Source organism: Nocardia sp. NPDC003999, from assembly GCF_053604885.1.
The window spans coordinates 231,321-245,606 of sequence record NZ_JBSGIB010000010.1 but is presented as its reverse complement, the minus strand read 5'-3'; the positions used below and the strand labels follow the sequence as shown (position 1 = coordinate 245,606).

General features: G+C 67.5%; 14 protein-coding genes and 2 pseudogenes. 10 read left to right on the top strand and 6 right to left on the bottom strand.

Annotation, left to right across the window (positions count from 1 at the left end; all coding sequences use genetic code 11):
• The 3 genes from ACWESM_RS21585 to ACWESM_RS21575 all read left to right on the top strand — a co-directional run bounded on the left by ACWESM_RS21585 (position 1) and on the right by ACWESM_RS21575 (position 3,378).
• Positions 1–1,038 (top strand): cupin domain-containing protein, encoded by a 1,038-nt coding sequence (locus tag ACWESM_RS21585; protein WP_412805970.1) that lies wholly within the window; start codon positions 1–3, stop codon positions 1,036–1,038.
• Between the two features lie 100 nt (positions 1,039–1,138).
• Positions 1,139–2,770: an FAD-binding oxidoreductase gene (locus ACWESM_RS21580; protein ID WP_452493374.1), complete on the top strand. Its 1,632-nt coding sequence runs from the start codon at positions 1,139–1,141 to the stop codon at positions 2,768–2,770.
• A complete protein-coding gene (locus ACWESM_RS21575) occupies positions 2,767–3,378 on the top strand; it encodes a TetR/AcrR family transcriptional regulator (RefSeq protein ID WP_355075322.1) in 612 nt (203 codons plus the stop codon). The genes ACWESM_RS21580 and ACWESM_RS21575 overlap by 4 nt, the downstream gene beginning before the upstream one ends.
• A 177-nt stretch (positions 3,379–3,555) precedes the next feature.
• Here ACWESM_RS21575 and ACWESM_RS21570 read toward each other — a convergent pair whose 3' ends face one another.
• Together ACWESM_RS21570 and ACWESM_RS21565 are read right to left on the bottom strand one after the other, a co-directional pair.
• Positions 3,556–4,524, bottom strand: coding sequence for a TIGR03557 family F420-dependent LLM class oxidoreductase (locus ACWESM_RS21570; protein ID WP_355075320.1), 969 nt, complete (start codon positions 4,522–4,524; stop codon positions 3,556–3,558).
• A 166-nt stretch (positions 4,525–4,690) separates the two neighbouring features.
• Complete coding sequence (locus ACWESM_RS21565; protein WP_452493372.1) at positions 4,691–5,467, bottom strand: MHYT domain-containing protein; 777 nt, start codon at positions 5,465–5,467, stop codon at positions 4,691–4,693.
• Between the two features lie 733 nt (positions 5,468–6,200).
• Between ACWESM_RS21565 and ACWESM_RS21560 the strand changes: the two genes are divergently transcribed.
• Complete coding sequence (locus ACWESM_RS21560; protein ID WP_355075316.1) at positions 6,201–6,740, top strand: hypothetical protein; 540 nt, start codon at positions 6,201–6,203, stop codon at positions 6,738–6,740.
• An 89-nt stretch (positions 6,741–6,829) separates the two neighbouring features.
• Positions 6,830–7,951 carry a CapA family protein gene (locus ACWESM_RS21555; protein WP_364432351.1) on the top strand — a complete coding sequence of 374 codons (1,122 nt, stop codon included), beginning with the start codon at positions 6,830–6,832 and terminating at the stop codon, positions 7,949–7,951.
• On the opposite strand, the pseudogene ACWESM_RS21550 reads toward ACWESM_RS21555, so the two are convergent.
• From ACWESM_RS21550 to ACWESM_RS21540, 3 genes and pseudogenes are all read right to left on the bottom strand, one after another.
• Positions 7,932–8,603, bottom strand: a pseudogene (locus ACWESM_RS21550) (dienelactone hydrolase family protein); the annotation flags it as partial. The gene ACWESM_RS21555 and the pseudogene ACWESM_RS21550 sit on opposite strands and share 20 nt — an antisense overlap.
• Before the next feature lie 85 nt (positions 8,604–8,688).
• Positions 8,689–10,304: pseudogene (locus ACWESM_RS21545) on the bottom strand (FAD-dependent monooxygenase).
• Between the two features lie 72 nt (positions 10,305–10,376).
• Positions 10,377–11,138: a hypothetical protein gene (locus tag ACWESM_RS21540; protein WP_355075310.1), complete on the bottom strand. Its 762-nt coding sequence runs from the start codon at positions 11,136–11,138 to the stop codon at positions 10,377–10,379.
• 489 nt (positions 11,139–11,627) lie between these two features.
• On the opposite strand from ACWESM_RS21540, the gene ACWESM_RS21535 reads away from it, so the two are divergent.
• From ACWESM_RS21535 to ACWESM_RS21520, 4 genes are all read left to right on the top strand, one after another.
• Positions 11,628–11,798, top strand: a complete 171-nt coding sequence (locus tag ACWESM_RS21535) for a hypothetical protein (RefSeq protein WP_355075308.1) — start codon at positions 11,628–11,630, stop codon at positions 11,796–11,798.
• Between the two features lie 340 nt (positions 11,799–12,138).
• Complete coding sequence (locus ACWESM_RS21530) at positions 12,139–12,693, top strand: class I SAM-dependent methyltransferase (RefSeq protein ID WP_355075306.1); 555 nt, start codon at positions 12,139–12,141, stop codon at positions 12,691–12,693.
• Between the two features lie 9 nt (positions 12,694–12,702).
• Positions 12,703–13,122, top strand: coding sequence for a MerR family transcriptional regulator (locus ACWESM_RS21525; protein WP_355075304.1), 420 nt, complete (start codon positions 12,703–12,705; stop codon positions 13,120–13,122).
• Between the two features lie 177 nt (positions 13,123–13,299).
• Positions 13,300–13,500, top strand: a complete 201-nt coding sequence (locus tag ACWESM_RS21520; protein WP_157170965.1) for a hypothetical protein — start codon at positions 13,300–13,302, stop codon at positions 13,498–13,500.
• Positions 13,501–13,537: 37 nt separating this feature from the next.
• Here ACWESM_RS21520 and ACWESM_RS21515 read toward each other — a convergent pair whose 3' ends face one another.
• On the bottom strand, positions 13,538–13,819 hold the full coding sequence (locus tag ACWESM_RS21515) for a hypothetical protein (RefSeq protein WP_355075301.1): 282 nt from the start codon (positions 13,817–13,819) through the stop codon (positions 13,538–13,540).
• 173 nt (positions 13,820–13,992) lie between these two features.
• On the opposite strand from ACWESM_RS21515, the gene ACWESM_RS21510 reads away from it, so the two are divergent.
• Positions 13,993–14,277 carry an ANTAR domain-containing protein gene (locus ACWESM_RS21510; protein WP_355075299.1) on the top strand — a complete coding sequence of 95 codons (285 nt, stop codon included), beginning with the start codon at positions 13,993–13,995 and terminating at the stop codon, positions 14,275–14,277.
• Positions 14,278–14,286 lie beyond the last annotated feature (9 nt).

Sequence of the window (14,286 nt, the reverse complement as noted above, 5' to 3'; positions counted from 1 at the left end):
GTGCAGACACCATCGATCCATGTGGCCTCCCTACGGAAGGGTGAGCAGATCCACCGCAGCGAACTCGGCTCGCTCACCCGGCTCACCGCCGACAGCTTCCCGATCCTCAGCGGGCTCTCGATCAAACGCCTGACGCTCGCGCCCGGCGCGATCCGCGAACCGCACTGGCACGCCAACGCCGCCGAACTCACCTATTGCACCGCGGGCCGGGCCCTGGTCTCGGTCTTGGACGACGGCAGCCGATTCTCCTCGTTCCTGGTGAGCGCGGGCGAGATGTTCCACATCGACTCCGGCGCGCTGCATCACGTGGAGAACGTCGGCGATACCGAGGCCGAGTTCATCCTCGCCTTCCGCCACGAACGACCGGAGGACTTCGGATTCAGCGCGAGCCTCGGCGCGATGACCGATTCGGTGCTCGGCAACACCTACGACCTGCCCGCCGAGGACTTCGCGAAGATCCGGCGCGACACCACAGCGAAACTCGTCGTGCGACGCGAGGGCGAGCCCGACATCCCGTGCACCGCCCGCTACGGCGATCCGCACCACTTCGCGATCGAGGCGATGCCCGCCCCGGTGGACTCGCCGGTCGGTTCCGCGCGCACCGCCCGCGCCCAGTTCTGGCCCGCATTGCGTGACATCTCGATGTACTCGCTGCGGGTGCGCGAAGACGGCATGCGTGAACCGCACTGGCATCCGGTGACCGCCGAAATGGGCTACGTCCATCGCGGCTCGGCGCGAATGACGATCATGGATCCGGACGGCACCTTGGACACCTACATCGTGCGCGAAGGCGAGGTGTACTTCGTCCCGCGCGCCTACCCGCACCACATCGAAGTCGTCGACTCCCCCGAGATCCACTTGCTGATCTTCTTCGACCAACCCACGCCCGCGGACATCGGCTACCGCGCCTCGATGAGCGCCTATTCCAGGAAAGTGCTCGCCGCGACGTTCGGCGTCGCCCTGGACGCACTTCCCGACCTGCCCTTCACGCCGAGCGATCCGTTGATCGTCACGCGGAACAACGCACTCGTCCGGTAAGTCGCGGCGCGGCGTCGACCGCCCGCGACATCGAGCATTCGCTGCCAATTGATCGTCAGGTAATTTACCATCGAGTCAATTCAGCGGACGGAGCGCGGCGATGGCGACGAAATCATGGTGGGGTTGGGGCAACCGGGAGGACGCGGTCACCGGGACCGAGCGGAAGATCCTGACCGAACGCGTGGCGGCACTGCTGCCGAAAGCCGAGTTGACCGTGCACGAGGCGCCGGACCTGACGTCGTTGAGCGTGCCTCCGCCACGCGTCCGGGTGCCGGACGCGTTGACCCCCTTGGCCTCCGAAGACCTCGGCGACCGGGTCGCACACGGCCATGGGCAGGCATTCCGCGATGTGGTGCGCAATCTGCTCGGCCGCGTCGACCACGTACCCGACCAGGTGTTGCGGCCGCGGACCGAGCAGGACGTCCTCGACATCCTGGACTGGTGCGCGAGCGCGGGCGTCGCCGTGGTGCCGTTCGGCGGCGGAACGTCGGTGGTGGGTGGTGTCGAACTCCGCGGCGCCGACGCCTACGCCGGGTCGGTGTCGCTGGACACCGGCCGCCTGAGTCGGATCGTCGAACTCGACCGCACCAGCCGAGCCGCACGAATCCAAGCGGGCATACTCGGCCCAGCGCTGGAAGCGGCATTGCGGCCGGATGGTCTGACGCTGCGACACTTTCCGCAGTCGTTCGAGTTCTCCACGCTCGGCGGCTGGCTGGCCACCCGGGCGGGCGGGCACTACGCGACCGTCTACACCCACATCGACGACATGGTCGAATCGCTACGGGTGGTCACACCGGCCGGGATCAGCGAATCCCGCAGGCTGCCCGCGTCCGGCGCGGGTCCGTCACCCGATCGGATGTTCCTCGGCTCGGAGGGCATCCTCGGCGTCATCACCGAAGCGTGGATGCGCTTGCAGGATCGTCCGCGCTGGCGGTCCGGGGCGTCGGTGGTGTTCGGCGACTACAGCGCGGCCGTGGCCGCGACGCGCGCCATCGCCCAGTCCGCGTTGTATCCGGCGAACTGCCGGCTGCTGGATCCGGTGGAGGCGTTCATCAACGCGGGCACCAGCGCGACGGGCGGGGTGCTCGTCCTCGGCTTCGAGTCCGCCGACCATCCCGTCGACGAGCCGATGCGTCGTGCGGTGCAGATCTGCCGCGAGCACGGCGGCACGATTCCGGACGGGGTCCGCACCACCGATTCCGCCGAAGACTCGGCGCGCACGGGCGCGGCCGACGCGTGGCGCTCGGCGTTCCTCCGCATGCCCTACCAGCGCGACGCGCTCGCCGCCCAATCCATGATCGTCGAGACCTTCGAAACAGCCTGCACCTGGGACCGTTTCGAGGCCCTGCGAGCGGCGGTGCGGGAAGCGACCACGGACGCGTTCCGATCCGCCGGTGTGACCGGTGTTTCGACCTGCCGGTTCACCCATGTCTATCCGGACGGACCCGCGCCGTACTTCGGCATCTACGCCGCGGGCCGGTGGGGACGGACCGTCGAGCAATGGGACGAGATCAAGACGGCCGTGTCGGAGGCGCTGCACCGCAACGGCGCGACCATCACGCACCATCACGCCGTCGGCCGCGACCACCGCCCCTGGTACGACCGCCAGCGACCCGAACCTTTCGCCGCGGCGCTGCGCGCGGCCAAATCGGCACTCGATCCCGCGGGCATCCTCAATCCCGGTGTGCTGATCGACCCGGTCGTACACCGGGCCACCGGGGAGGACCGGTGAGCAGGCCGGGCACCAAGGGCGTGCCGCGCGAGCGGCGGGAAGAGCAGATCCTCGACATCGCCACCACCGAATTCGGCGAACGCGGCTACGCCAAGGCTTCGGTCGCCGAAATCGCCTCGGCCGCAGGCGTGTCCAAGCCGCTCGTGTACGCCTACTTCGGCTCCCGCGACGCACTGCACGCGGCTTGCGTGCACCGCGCCGGGAAGAGCTTGGTCGACGCGGTCGCGGCGGCCCAGTCCACGCATGGTGCGCACGACCGGGCGCTGGCGACACTGACCGGGATCTTCCACGCACTGGACGGACGAACCCAGAACTGGAAGATCGTCTACGACCCCACACTGCCACGTCCGGGTGCGGCCTTCGCGGTGGCCCGGCATTATCAGGATGCCTTGAACGGCATGGGCTCGGCAGGGGTATCGGAGATTCTGGCCGATGCCGGCATCTCCGATCCCGGCGATCACTCGCTGCTGCTGGCGCTGTGGTTCAGCATCGTGTCCACCACCATCTCGTGGTGGAGCGACCATCCCGACCACACGCCCGAGGACATGACCCAGCGCTGCCTGCGCCTGTTCACCACGGTCCGTGGAACGACCACTCGACGGACCTGATCGCGGTCGCCTTGCGTCGCAATGCAACACCTCGTCGCGGGCGACGCGTTGCGCGCGGAACAAGCGGACATGCGCCGCACGCCGGCGGGCCTGAGCGGCTGCCCACCCGCGACGTGCACGGCGCGACGGAAGATACCGACGACGACCGCGCGCCCGTCGGTGACGGAAGTTTCGCGCTCAGACGCTCGGGGTCAGTGCACGGAGAGGTTTGTCGAGTTCACGGCGGTAGAAGTCCAGGAAGCCGTCGGGGTCGGGACCGGCGTTCTGCATCACGAGATGGTCGAAGCCCGCATCGGTGTACTGCTGGGCGGCATCGAGATAGCGGGCCGGGTCCGGCCCGCAGGCGAAGTTGTCGAGGACGTCTTCGAGCCGGACGGTGGTGGTCGCCGCGGCGAAATTGACCGGGTTCGGCAACTCGCTCATCACCTTCCAGCCCGTCAGGGCCCAGCGGGTGGTATCGAGCACCGCCTTCGCCGCCGTTTCCTCGTCGGGCGCCCACGCCATGCCGACTTCCGCGTATCGGGGGCCCGCGCCGCCCGACGCGCGGTAGCGCTCGACGATTTCGGACTCGGGCTCGGTCGCGAACAGGCCGTCGCCGAGTTCCGCGGCGATGCAGGCCGCCTCCAGCCCACCGCTGGCGACGGCGATGGGCGGGAGGGTCTCGGGCAGATCGAAGACCCGTGCGTCGGAAAGGCTCAGGAATTCCCCGTCGTAGGAGTGATAGCCGCCGCTCCAAAGCAAGCGAATGATCTCGATGGCCTCGCGCAGCATGCGATGCCGGATGCGTACGGGCGGGAATTCCCGGCCGACGACATGCTCGTTGAGACGTTCACCAGAACCGACACCGAGGGTGAAGCGGTTGCCGGACAAGATCGCCAGAGTGGCTGCCGCCTGCGCGACGATCGCGGGGTGGTATCGCAGAATGGGGCAGGTCACTCCGGTCGCGAGCTCGATCCGCTCGGTCTTCGCCGCGATGGTTCCGAGCACTGTCCAGGCGAACGGTGAGTGCCCTTGGTTGTCCAGCCAAGGATGGAAGTGGTCACTGATCTCGACGAAGTCGAAACCCGCCTCTTCCGCCCGAACGGCTTGCCGGACAAGCTCGTTCGGACCGAATGCCTCGGCCGCCAGTTTGTACCCGATGCGCATCGCCACCTCCTGGTTCGACTGGGAGCGTCCGGCCACCGCGCGAACCGGCTCTTGGCGCGCGTACCCGGCATGCGGCGGTGAAAACGCCGCCGCGCCCCGGGCGGTGCCGGGGCAACGGGCTACCGCGTCATTCGGCCGACCGGCGACAAAGCGCTACCCGGTCGGTTCACTCACGAGTCGGCCAGTAACTGGCAGCGTGCCGGCCCTGCGGCACATAGGTGTTCTCGTCGTCGACTTCCGTGACACCCAGGTGCAGCAGTAGCAGCACCGTCACCAGGCTGATGCTCACGATCAGCGGGGTGAGCAACTGCGTCGCGCCGGCCCCGGAGGGTGCGTGCATGTGCTCGGCTTCGTGCACGTGCATCGCGAGCATGCCCGTGTAGTGCATGCCGGACACCGCGACACCCATGACCGCCGCCGCGCCGACGGTGACGAGCGTGCTGCGGGTGTGCAGCGTGAACCACAACGCGGCGGTCGCCGCGACGACGGCGATCACCATGGACAACGCGACGATCCGTCCGTCGTAGCCGATTATCGCGTCGGATTTCATGGCGTACATGCCCGCGTAGTGCATCGCGCCGACGCCCAGACCGGTCACCCCGCCGCCGGCCAGCAGTCCCACCGGTCCCAGCGCTCGCTGGTGTGCGATGCGCAGTCCGATCCACACCACCACCATGGCGATCACGGCGCTGAGCAGGGTGATCGGAACGTCGTACCGGATCGTCGCCCCCTCGATGGCGAAGCCGAGCATCGCGATGAAGTGCATGACCCAGATGCCGGTGCCGCCGATCGCGACCGCCGCGGCGATCAGCCAGCCGTCGCGTGCGGACCCGGTACGAGATCTGGCCACGCATCGAAGTCCCAGCAATGATCCGGTGAACGACATGACGTAGGCGACGATGGGCGTAAGCCATCCGTGACTGAAGTGGTCGATTTCCAGCACGCGACACTCCCTCGCTGGATAGATTCGAGCCATCGGCGACGCGAAGCCCGGATCTCACATAGTGAAACTGCAGGTAGATAGTTTAGAGTACTACTATCCTCTTTATAAACATAGGATGAGTTCCAAATAGCGGGAAGTGCGCTGGTAGGCCATCGAAGCGACGGCGCTTCGGCCCACAGCGCCACCTCCGCGCGTAAGGGCGCTCGACAGCTAGTATCTGGCTTCCACGTGACGGCAGCACGACCCGTATCCCACTCACCGGACCCGTGGCCGCCGGTACCGGTCATCCGGCATCCGGCATCCGGCATCCGGCATCCGGCATCCGGCATCCGGCATCCGGCATCCGGCATCCGAGCGGTAGCCGAACTTCGAAGGGCCGTATCGGTCAACCGGACTCCTGGTCGGATGCACGTGCGAATGCGATTTCGGCACGGCGGCCGAATTTTTCGGAAGTCGAGCACGGGCACAATCGCAGTTAACGCCCAAGTCCGGACGCGACGGCCGGCCTCCGCCCCCGATGACCCACTCCGGCAGAGACCTTCACGCCCTCGTATCCCCCGGGATCGTCGTGGCGAGGCCAGCATGAACGCGACGATCGGGAACGCCGATTCCGGCGCTGCCGCGGCGGCGCAACGGAGCGAGTCCGGCTGGCGAGCACGCCCAATCGCGACTTCTGGCGAACTTTCAGCGTTTCTCCGTATATCTCACCTGGGTAACAGCGTATGGTCGCGCTATGCCGACAGCGACGTCGATCGACACCGGAGCCGAACACCTCGCCTGCTGGGTCACCGTCGTGGGGGAACGTCTACACCAGTTGCCGACAGCAAACCCGCATATCCTGCTCGCCCACGCGATGAGCGGGTTCCTCGCGATCGGACGGGCGAGCATGGCCCTGCTGACCACCTCCGCCAATCCGACCGACATCCGAGACCACGATCTCGTCTTCGAGATCACGGCCGACGCCGAACGCTGGCTCACCGACGCGGCGACCGAACCGATCGTCAACCAGGTCACCGACCGCGGCGAGCACATTCAGCGCTATCTCAGTCCCGCCGCGCTCGACACCGTCGCGAAAGCACGCCTGCGACGCTGCGCGCAGGCTACCGCGATCCATACCCGCGATCTGCTGACCGGGATCGACGCCGACCCGGCCGCGTCGGAGGAGATCCGCGATCTCGCCCGTGATCTCGCCGCGCGAGCGAACGTCATCGCCACCGTCTACGCCGACGACCCGCAGCAGCTGCTTTCGATGGCCCGGCAGGCGACTCGGTAGCCGACCACTCCGGGAGGTCGGCGAGTACGGGTCACGCCCGATACTCGGGTGCGGCACGCGACCAGCGGCGCGTTCACATCGAGGCCGCGATGATCGACAATGGTGACATGGCGACGGTGCTGCTCGGCGGCGACGTCATGCTGGGCCGGGGTGTCGACCAGATCCTGCCGCATCCCGGCGACCCGAGGCTGCGCGAACGGTACGTCAACGACGCACGAACCTACGTGGAGCTGGCCGAGCGCGCGCACGGCGAGTTCACTCATCCGGTCGGATACCGGCACTTGTGGGGTGATGTGCTGCCGCTGCTCGCCCAGCTCGACCCCGAGGTGCGGTTGCTCAACCTGGAGACGTCGATCACCGCCGACGGCGCGTTCGCTCCCGCGAAGGGCATTCATTACCGGATGCATCCGGACAACGTGCCCGCGTTGACCGCGATCGCACCGGTGGTCTGCGCGCTGGCCAACAATCACGTCCTCGATTTCGGAATTCCCGGGCTCGCCGACACCCTCGAAGCGCTCGACGCCGCGCATATCGACCGCGCCGGCGCGGGGGCCGACCTCGCGGGCGCCCGTGCCCCCGCCACGGTGGAACTCGCCGACGGCCGTCGCGTGGTGATCGTGTCGGTCGCCGCCGGATCCAGCGGTGTTCCGGAATCCTGGTCGGCACGGCGCGACCGGCCGGGCCTGTGGCGAGTGGGCTACTCCCCCGGCGCCACGGCGGCCGATGATGTCGCCGCCGAGGTGGCGGCGCACAAGCGGGACAACGACATCGGCATCGTTTCCGTGCATTGGGGGCCGAACTGGGGCTACGACGTGACGCGAACCGAAACACAGTTCGCACACCGATTGATCGACGCCGGAGTCGACGTGGTGCACGGGCACTCCGCGCATCATCCGCGTCCGATCGAGATCTACCGTGGCAAACCGATCCTCTACGGGTGCGGCGACGTCATCGACGACTACGAAGGCATCCGCGGCCACGAGCGGTACCACACCGATCTGCATCCGCTGTATCTCGTGGCGGTGGACCACGGTTCGGTGGAGGTCCGGCTGATTCCACTGCAGGTGCGGCACATGCGCCTGGAATGGGCCCCGCGCACGGAATCCCGTTGGCTCTGCGCCAAACTCGAAGACATCAGCCGCGGTTTCGGCACCCGCGTCGCGCCCGGAACCGACGACCTCCCCGTGGTGTTCAGTGGCGCACGACGGTGAGATGGCGGAGGAACCACGCTACCGCCGAGTCGGCGACTTGTTCGAGCGCACCGGGTTCCTCGAACAGGTGTGTCGCGCCGGGAACGATGTCCAGCTCACTCGGGCACGGCATCCGTAACTGCGCCTCCCGATTCATCTCCAGCACCCATCGATCGTTGCCACCCACGATGAGCAGTGTCGGTGCGCGGACCGAGCCCAACCGCGAACCGGCCAGATCCGGACGACCGCCACGGGAGACGACCGCCGCGATCTCGGTGCCCGGTTCGGTCGCCGCCCACAGTGCCGCGCCCGCGCCGGTGCTCGCCCCGAAATATCCGGTCGGCAGGCCACCGAGCTCCGGCCGCGTCCGCAGCCAGTGCGTCACCTCGACCAGCCGGTGAGCGAGCAACTGGATGTCGAACACGCGGGCGCGGTCGCCTTCCTCCTCGACGGTCAGCAGATCCACCAGCATCGTCGCGAATCCCGCCTGGTTGAGGACCTCGGCGACGAACCGGTTGCGCGGACTGCGCCTGCCGCTGCCGCTGCCATGGGCGAAGGCGATCAACGCGGTGCGCTCCGGCGGCACAGCCAGCACCCCGGCCAGTCGGGTGGACTCCGACGGCACGATGACCTCTTCTGTCCGCGTCGGGGACGGGTGTGCGGACGGCATCGAACACCTCCTGTTATCCGGCGTACCCGATCGAGTCGGTCGCACGCAAGGGGGAAGGTCCTTCGTCCGCACAGTGGGCGTGGCGCCGTCAGCGGAACGTCGCGCCGAGGTACTCGGTCAGATCGTCGATCGAGGACGCCCACCCCGCGTAACCGAGGTATCCGTCGGGACGCACGACATACGCGGCTGCGCCGGTGGCACCGTAGGCCTTCGCGAAATCGGCGTCACGGTCGCGGACGACGGCAGCAGCGTATCGTCGACCCGCGCTCCGGGTGCGGCGAGCAGGTACACGTCCAGGTGCCGGTGCGCTCGGCGGCGCGCCGCTGCGGCAAGATCGGCCAGCGCCCCGATTTCGGTCCCGGCGCTGTCGTCGGCGTAGAGCAGGAGGGTGTGATCGGTCCGTCCGAACAGCGCGAACAGGCGGATCGGAAAGGTGACCGCGCCGCGGACCAACCCGGCGGCGTCGGGAGCGCGCAGTCCCGCCCGCAGACCCGGCCAGCGGTCGGCCGCGCGCGCCACGATCGGGCTGTCGCGGTAGTCGATCAGCAGTTGCGCCTCACGCCGGATGACGAAATCCAGGTCCGACTCCCCGGCCCCGATACCCTCCCGTGCACTGCGCACGGTGCGTCCGACCACTTCTTCGCCGACCGGCCTGCGCTCGGCGTCGTAGCTGACAGGCAGTTTCGGTGCACTGTCGCCGCTGACCGCCAGCGCGAGCTTCCACGCGAGATTGTGCGCGTCCTGAATGCCCGTGTTCATCCCCTGCGCGCCGGTGGGCGGATGAATATGCGCTGCGTCGCCTGCCACGAAAACCCGTCCGCGCGCGTAGGCATCGACGATGCGGTGACTGATCCGGAAGACCGACGACCACCGCAGTTTCGACGCGGTGACCGGCTCGGGAGCGAGGCGGTCGAGGACGGCTTGGATATGGTGCAACCGCGGCGTGGGGCCGCCTTCGAATCCGTGCACGAGTTGGTCGGGGTTGGGCGTTTCCGCCGTGGTGAGTTCGTCGGGGACCAGCATCGACACTCGGTACCGGCCGCGTCCCGGCAACGGTATGCACACCAGCAGGTCATCGGTGACGCCTTCGGTGCGGTGCGTCGAGCGGATGACGTAGCCGCGGGGCAGCGACCAGTCGAGTTCGACATCGCCGAGCATGTATTGCTCGGCGAACGCCGCTCCCCCGAAGGACAGACCCAGCCGCTTGCGGACGATGCTGTGCGCTCCGTCGCAGCCGATCAGGAACTGCGCGTCGACGGTGTGTTCGCCGTCGGCGTCGACGAGCACCGCGCGCACGCCGCTGTCGTCCTGCTCGAAGGTCGTCAGCCAGGTGGCGCGTTCGATCCGGGTGCCCGTCTCGGCCAATCGCTCCCGCAGGATTCGCTCGGTCACGTATTGCGGCAGCCCGATGAACCCGTAGGGGACGTCCGCGGGCAGCGTGAGTTCCGTCCTGGCCACCTCGGCGCCGTTCACGTACACCAGCTGGCCACGCAACTGGAGGGATGCGTCGAGCATCCGGCGCAGGACACCCAACCCTTCGAACACCTCGAGCGTTCGCGGTTGGATGCCCACGGCCTTCGCGTATCGGGGCGGCTCGGGCAGCGCGTCCACGATTCGGCAGGCGACACCGCGCCGGGCCAACTCGATTGCCGCGGTCAACCCGACCGGCCCAGCACCGGCAATGAGTACCTCTGTGCCGACCATGCGTTACCGCCTCGGACTGCGTACTCACACAGTGATTCGGGCGAGTCTACTCGGCCCCGCGGGGGTAGACGATCAGTCCGCGTCTTCGGATTCGGCGGACGGCTTCGACGTGACGACATTGATCCGCAACGGGAGGCGGAACAGGTTGCCCGATCGGTTGCGGACCCACTGGGTGACGGCGGCGACCGCCGAGCCCAGCGAAGTCACGCCCGCGAGCAGCGCCCACGGCGTGAGCGTCGCGGACGTGTAGGCGACCTGCCCGATACCGGGCACGACGAGTTTGCCGTTGCCGAACGCCCAGTTCATCAACGATCCGATCTGCCCGCCCAGATCCGTCTTGCGTCCGACCATCGCCTTCAGCTCGGGGCCCTTGCTGTTGATGTAGAGCACGGTGAACACCACGAACAGTGCGGCGACCAACGTGGCCAGCGTCGCCAGCCGATTCAGCGCCTCGATACGAAGGCGCAGGTTCACCACGATCGCGAAAAGCGCGATGACGATAGCGGCACAGGCGAGCAACGCCCAGAAGCCGGTGATCCGGGCGCCGGGAGGCGCCGATCGCGACCAGACGTTGAGGAACCGCGTGGTGATCTCCATCCGGCCGAACGCGTTGGTGCTGACCTTGCCATCGGCGCCCGCGGCGGTGAGCCATGGCTGGAACAGCAGCACGAGCGTCACCAGGCTTCCGACCGCGGCCCACACATAGCCCCAATATCCGCGCAGCGCGGCCAGAATTGCCTTCGCCGGCACGACGGCGCCGCTTCCCGCCCGGTCCTGCCGGGCAGACCGGTCGTCTCGCGTTTCGTCCGACTGCCAGGGCGTTGGCTGCACCATTACCTCAGTTTAGGGTCGCGGCACCGACCGAATTCGGGCCCAACTCACCAACAGTGGGAAGTCTCCATGCGGATGCGGCGGCGCGGCCCAACGGGCGGCCCCACCCCGCTACGAGGGCGTAACGATCACCGTTACCGAACGGCTCTCCCCCGCGCCGAACCAATCCACACAGCGCCTGCCGTGGCAACGCATCGGGCCGACGGCTATCACTCCACGACACGATCGGAGATAGCCAGGTCTCCATTGGGCAAAGGAGATTCGAACACATATCGAAGCACGTAATTCCGGTGATTGTGGGCAAAAAGAATCCGCCGGTAGGTTTTTCGCCCGGGTTGGCTGCCACTACCCCGTAAAAAGCGCCATCGGTGATCGTCCTGTTACGTAATGCCGGGGAACTTGACGTTTCCTTGCCTGGTGCTCACCGGACTATGGGTGAAGCATGAATCTCGTGAGTCAGAGTTAAGTTTCACTCGAGTCAAAGGATGCACAATGTCGACCAAAATCACGAAAATCGTCGCAGCGACCGCAATGGCCGTCTCCTTCGGCGTCATCGCGGCTCCCGCCGCTACCGCCGAAACGACGCCGTCCGGCGCCGCGACGCCGGTTTTCGGCTCGGTAGTCTTCTGCATACCGCTCGGCAGCGCCGTCTGGTGCATCTGAGAGCGCCTGTTGTGCGGCCCCGCCGCGTTCCGGCGGGGTCGCGCTTCTCGGCTGGAAGTCTTCTCCAGCTCCGATGATCGGCGGTGTGCGAGGCAGCCCGCCCAGTGTCACGCGAACCGACATGAGGAAGGCAGATCGTCGCAGTCGCCGCCGCACGTGGATCGACCGTCGCGGCGGCACTGTCGTCATCGGACCTCCTTTGTGCCACACCCGCGATCGCCGTGTCGTCCACTGAGGCGCGATGCGGGTGGCAAGCCTGGGCGACTCGGCGCCGCAAGCAGCTCTTGACTTCAGGTCGACCTCAACTCGCAAGCTGAGCGCAGCACGAGGAGAGGTGACCATGACAACGTTCGGAGCGAAGCAGAGCCGCGGCTACGACCAGCGGGCTTCCCGGCTGCTCGGGGGCCTGTACCGCCGGATCGCCGCGGACGTCGACGCAATCGCGCAATCGGGGGCGTGTGTGCTCGACGTGGGGACCGGGCCGGGGGAATTATTGGCGCAGTTGGGTTCTCGGCGGCCGGATCTGCGGCTGCACGGCGTCGACCTGTCGCCGCACATGATCGACCTCGCCGACGCGAAGCTGTCCGGCGGCGCGGTGGAACTGTCGGTCGGTGACGTGGCCGCGCTTCCCTACCCCGACGACAGCTTCGATCTGGTCGTTTCGAGCCTGAGCATGCACGAGTGGCCGGAGGTCGACCGCGCGATAGCCGAGCTGGCGCGGGTATCGCGACCCGGCGGCGCCGTGGCGATCTACGACTTCCGTTTCCTGCGCTCGGCGGCCGCGCTCAGCGCGTTGCGCCGTTCGTTCGAGGCGGCGACCGTGCGGCGGGAAGCGGTACGTCCGCGGCGTCAGCCCATCGGGCTGTACACGCGGCTCACCGCCCGCGCCGCCTAGAGTGCGGATATGGCGGGCGACGACATGCCGATCGGTGAACTCGCGGCGCGGTTCGGTCTGGCCACCCATGTGCTGCGGCACTGGGAGGATGCCGGATTGCTCGCGCCGCGGCGGGACGGGGCGGGCCGTCGCCGCTACCGCGACGGCGATGCGGAAACCGTGGCGATGATCCTGATCGGCAAGCAGGTGGGTTTGTCGCTGGAGGAACTCGCCACGCTCTTCGCCGAGGCGTCCGACCGCTCCGCTCGCCGCGACTTGCTGCGTGCCCACCGCGACCAGCTCGTCAGCCGGATCGCGCAGTCCACCGCGGCGCTGGAGACCATTACGCACGCTCTCGACTGCGCCGCCGCGGACTTCCGTGAGTGCCCGCACTTCCAGGCCAAGGTCGCCGACGCGCTCGCGCTGGTCACGAACCGGTCAAGGCCATGAGGTAAATCGTTATGGCGCATGGAATTCCGTCCTGACGGCGTAGTTTGCCGCCGTGCGGGCCCGGCGCGGTGAATCGGCGGCGACAGGGGGTGCTGCGCCGCTTTTCTGGGATTAGGATCGAGTCCTGCGAACTCGGACACAGCAGCCAGTAACACTTCGACTCGATAGAGGTGCCCCGTGAGCAGGACGATTCGAATTCCCGCGGTGGAACTCGCCGATCATGTCGGCGAATCCATCGTCGGGTACGGCACCCTCACCCAAGCAGGAGTGGTCCAGCCGGGCGGCGACCTCGTGGTCGCGGTCTTCGGCGTCGAGACCAACCGGCGCGAAAAGTCTTTCACGCCGGGTCAATTGGTCGAATTGGAGGTTACCGACTGACCGCGGCGGCCGAATTCGGATGCGCCGGCCGACCGATTCAGCCGATCAGCGCATTCATGATCGTCCCCGCGCTGGTGGCGATGACGCCGCCGAGCATTCCGCCCGCGACCATTTTCGCCGACGCGAGCGGACCGCCGTTCCATTTTTCCCAGGCGAATCTTCCACCCGCATAGGCGATCCCGGTGACTCCGGAGAGAATCACGAACCACGTGAAATACCGGAACAGCTGGAGAATTTTTTCCGAGTTCGGGGGGGCTTCGGGGACCGGGTCGTCCACCTGAGCCAGAAGAAATGCTTCGACTGCCGTATGGATCGTCATTGATCTGTCTCCGTCGCGTTTCCGCAGGACAAGTTATACGCAATCGCTATGACGTTCGAAGTATCGCGATCCCGGAGGCTCGCGTCAACCCCTCACCGGCCGAGGCCACCGCAACGCCGGTGTTCCCGCGCGCGAAGCCGTGTCGAACCGCCGTGGACGGGTAGTGCGTGCATGTGAGCTACGACGGTGACGGCACGGCGGACGGTGACCTCGACCCGGTAGCCGCGCGGGCGGTGATCGAACAAGCCAAAGGCGCGGTCATGCTGGTCTATGGCCTCGACGCCGACGAAGCGTTCGCCATCCTGCGCGTGCGGTCGCAGGAAACCAACACCAAATTGCGCGTTCTCGCCGCCAATGTGGCCGCCGAGCTACCGTCGGTCGGCATGCCCGCCCTGACCAGCGAACTGCGCAGCCGGGTCGACCGGCTGCTGTCGACCGCGCACGAGCACGGCCGTTGAGCGCCGCTG

What these genes read in the sequence shown, in the direction of transcription:
- ACWESM_RS21555 (WP_364432351.1), top strand. Translation starts at nt 6,830, where the DNA reads ATGATCGACAATGGTGACATGGCGACGGTGCTGCTCGGCGGCGACGTC.
- ACWESM_RS21535 (WP_355075308.1), top strand. Translation starts at nt 11,628, where the DNA reads ATGTCGACCAAAATCACGAAAATCGTCGCAGCGACCGCAATGGCCGTC.
- ACWESM_RS21525 (WP_355075304.1), top strand. Translation starts at nt 12,703, where the DNA reads ATGGCGGGCGACGACATGCCGATCGGTGAACTCGCGGCGCGGTTCGGT.
- ACWESM_RS21580 (WP_452493374.1), top strand. Translation starts at nt 1,139, where the DNA reads ATGGCGACGAAATCATGGTGGGGTTGGGGCAACCGGGAGGACGCGGTC.
- ACWESM_RS21560 (WP_355075316.1), top strand. Translation starts at nt 6,201, where the DNA reads ATGCCGACAGCGACGTCGATCGACACCGGAGCCGAACACCTCGCCTGC.
- ACWESM_RS21570 (WP_355075320.1), bottom strand. Translation starts at nt 4,524, where the DNA reads ATGCGCATCGGGTACAAACTGGCGGCCGAGGCATTCGGTCCGAACGAG.
- ACWESM_RS21530 (WP_355075306.1), top strand. Translation starts at nt 12,139, where the DNA reads ATGACAACGTTCGGAGCGAAGCAGAGCCGCGGCTACGACCAGCGGGCT.
- ACWESM_RS21515 (WP_355075301.1), bottom strand. Translation starts at nt 13,819, where the DNA reads ATGACGATCCATACGGCAGTCGAAGCATTTCTTCTGGCTCAGGTGGAC.
- ACWESM_RS21540 (WP_355075310.1), bottom strand. Translation starts at nt 11,138, where the DNA reads ATGGTGCAGCCAACGCCCTGGCAGTCGGACGAAACGCGAGACGACCGG.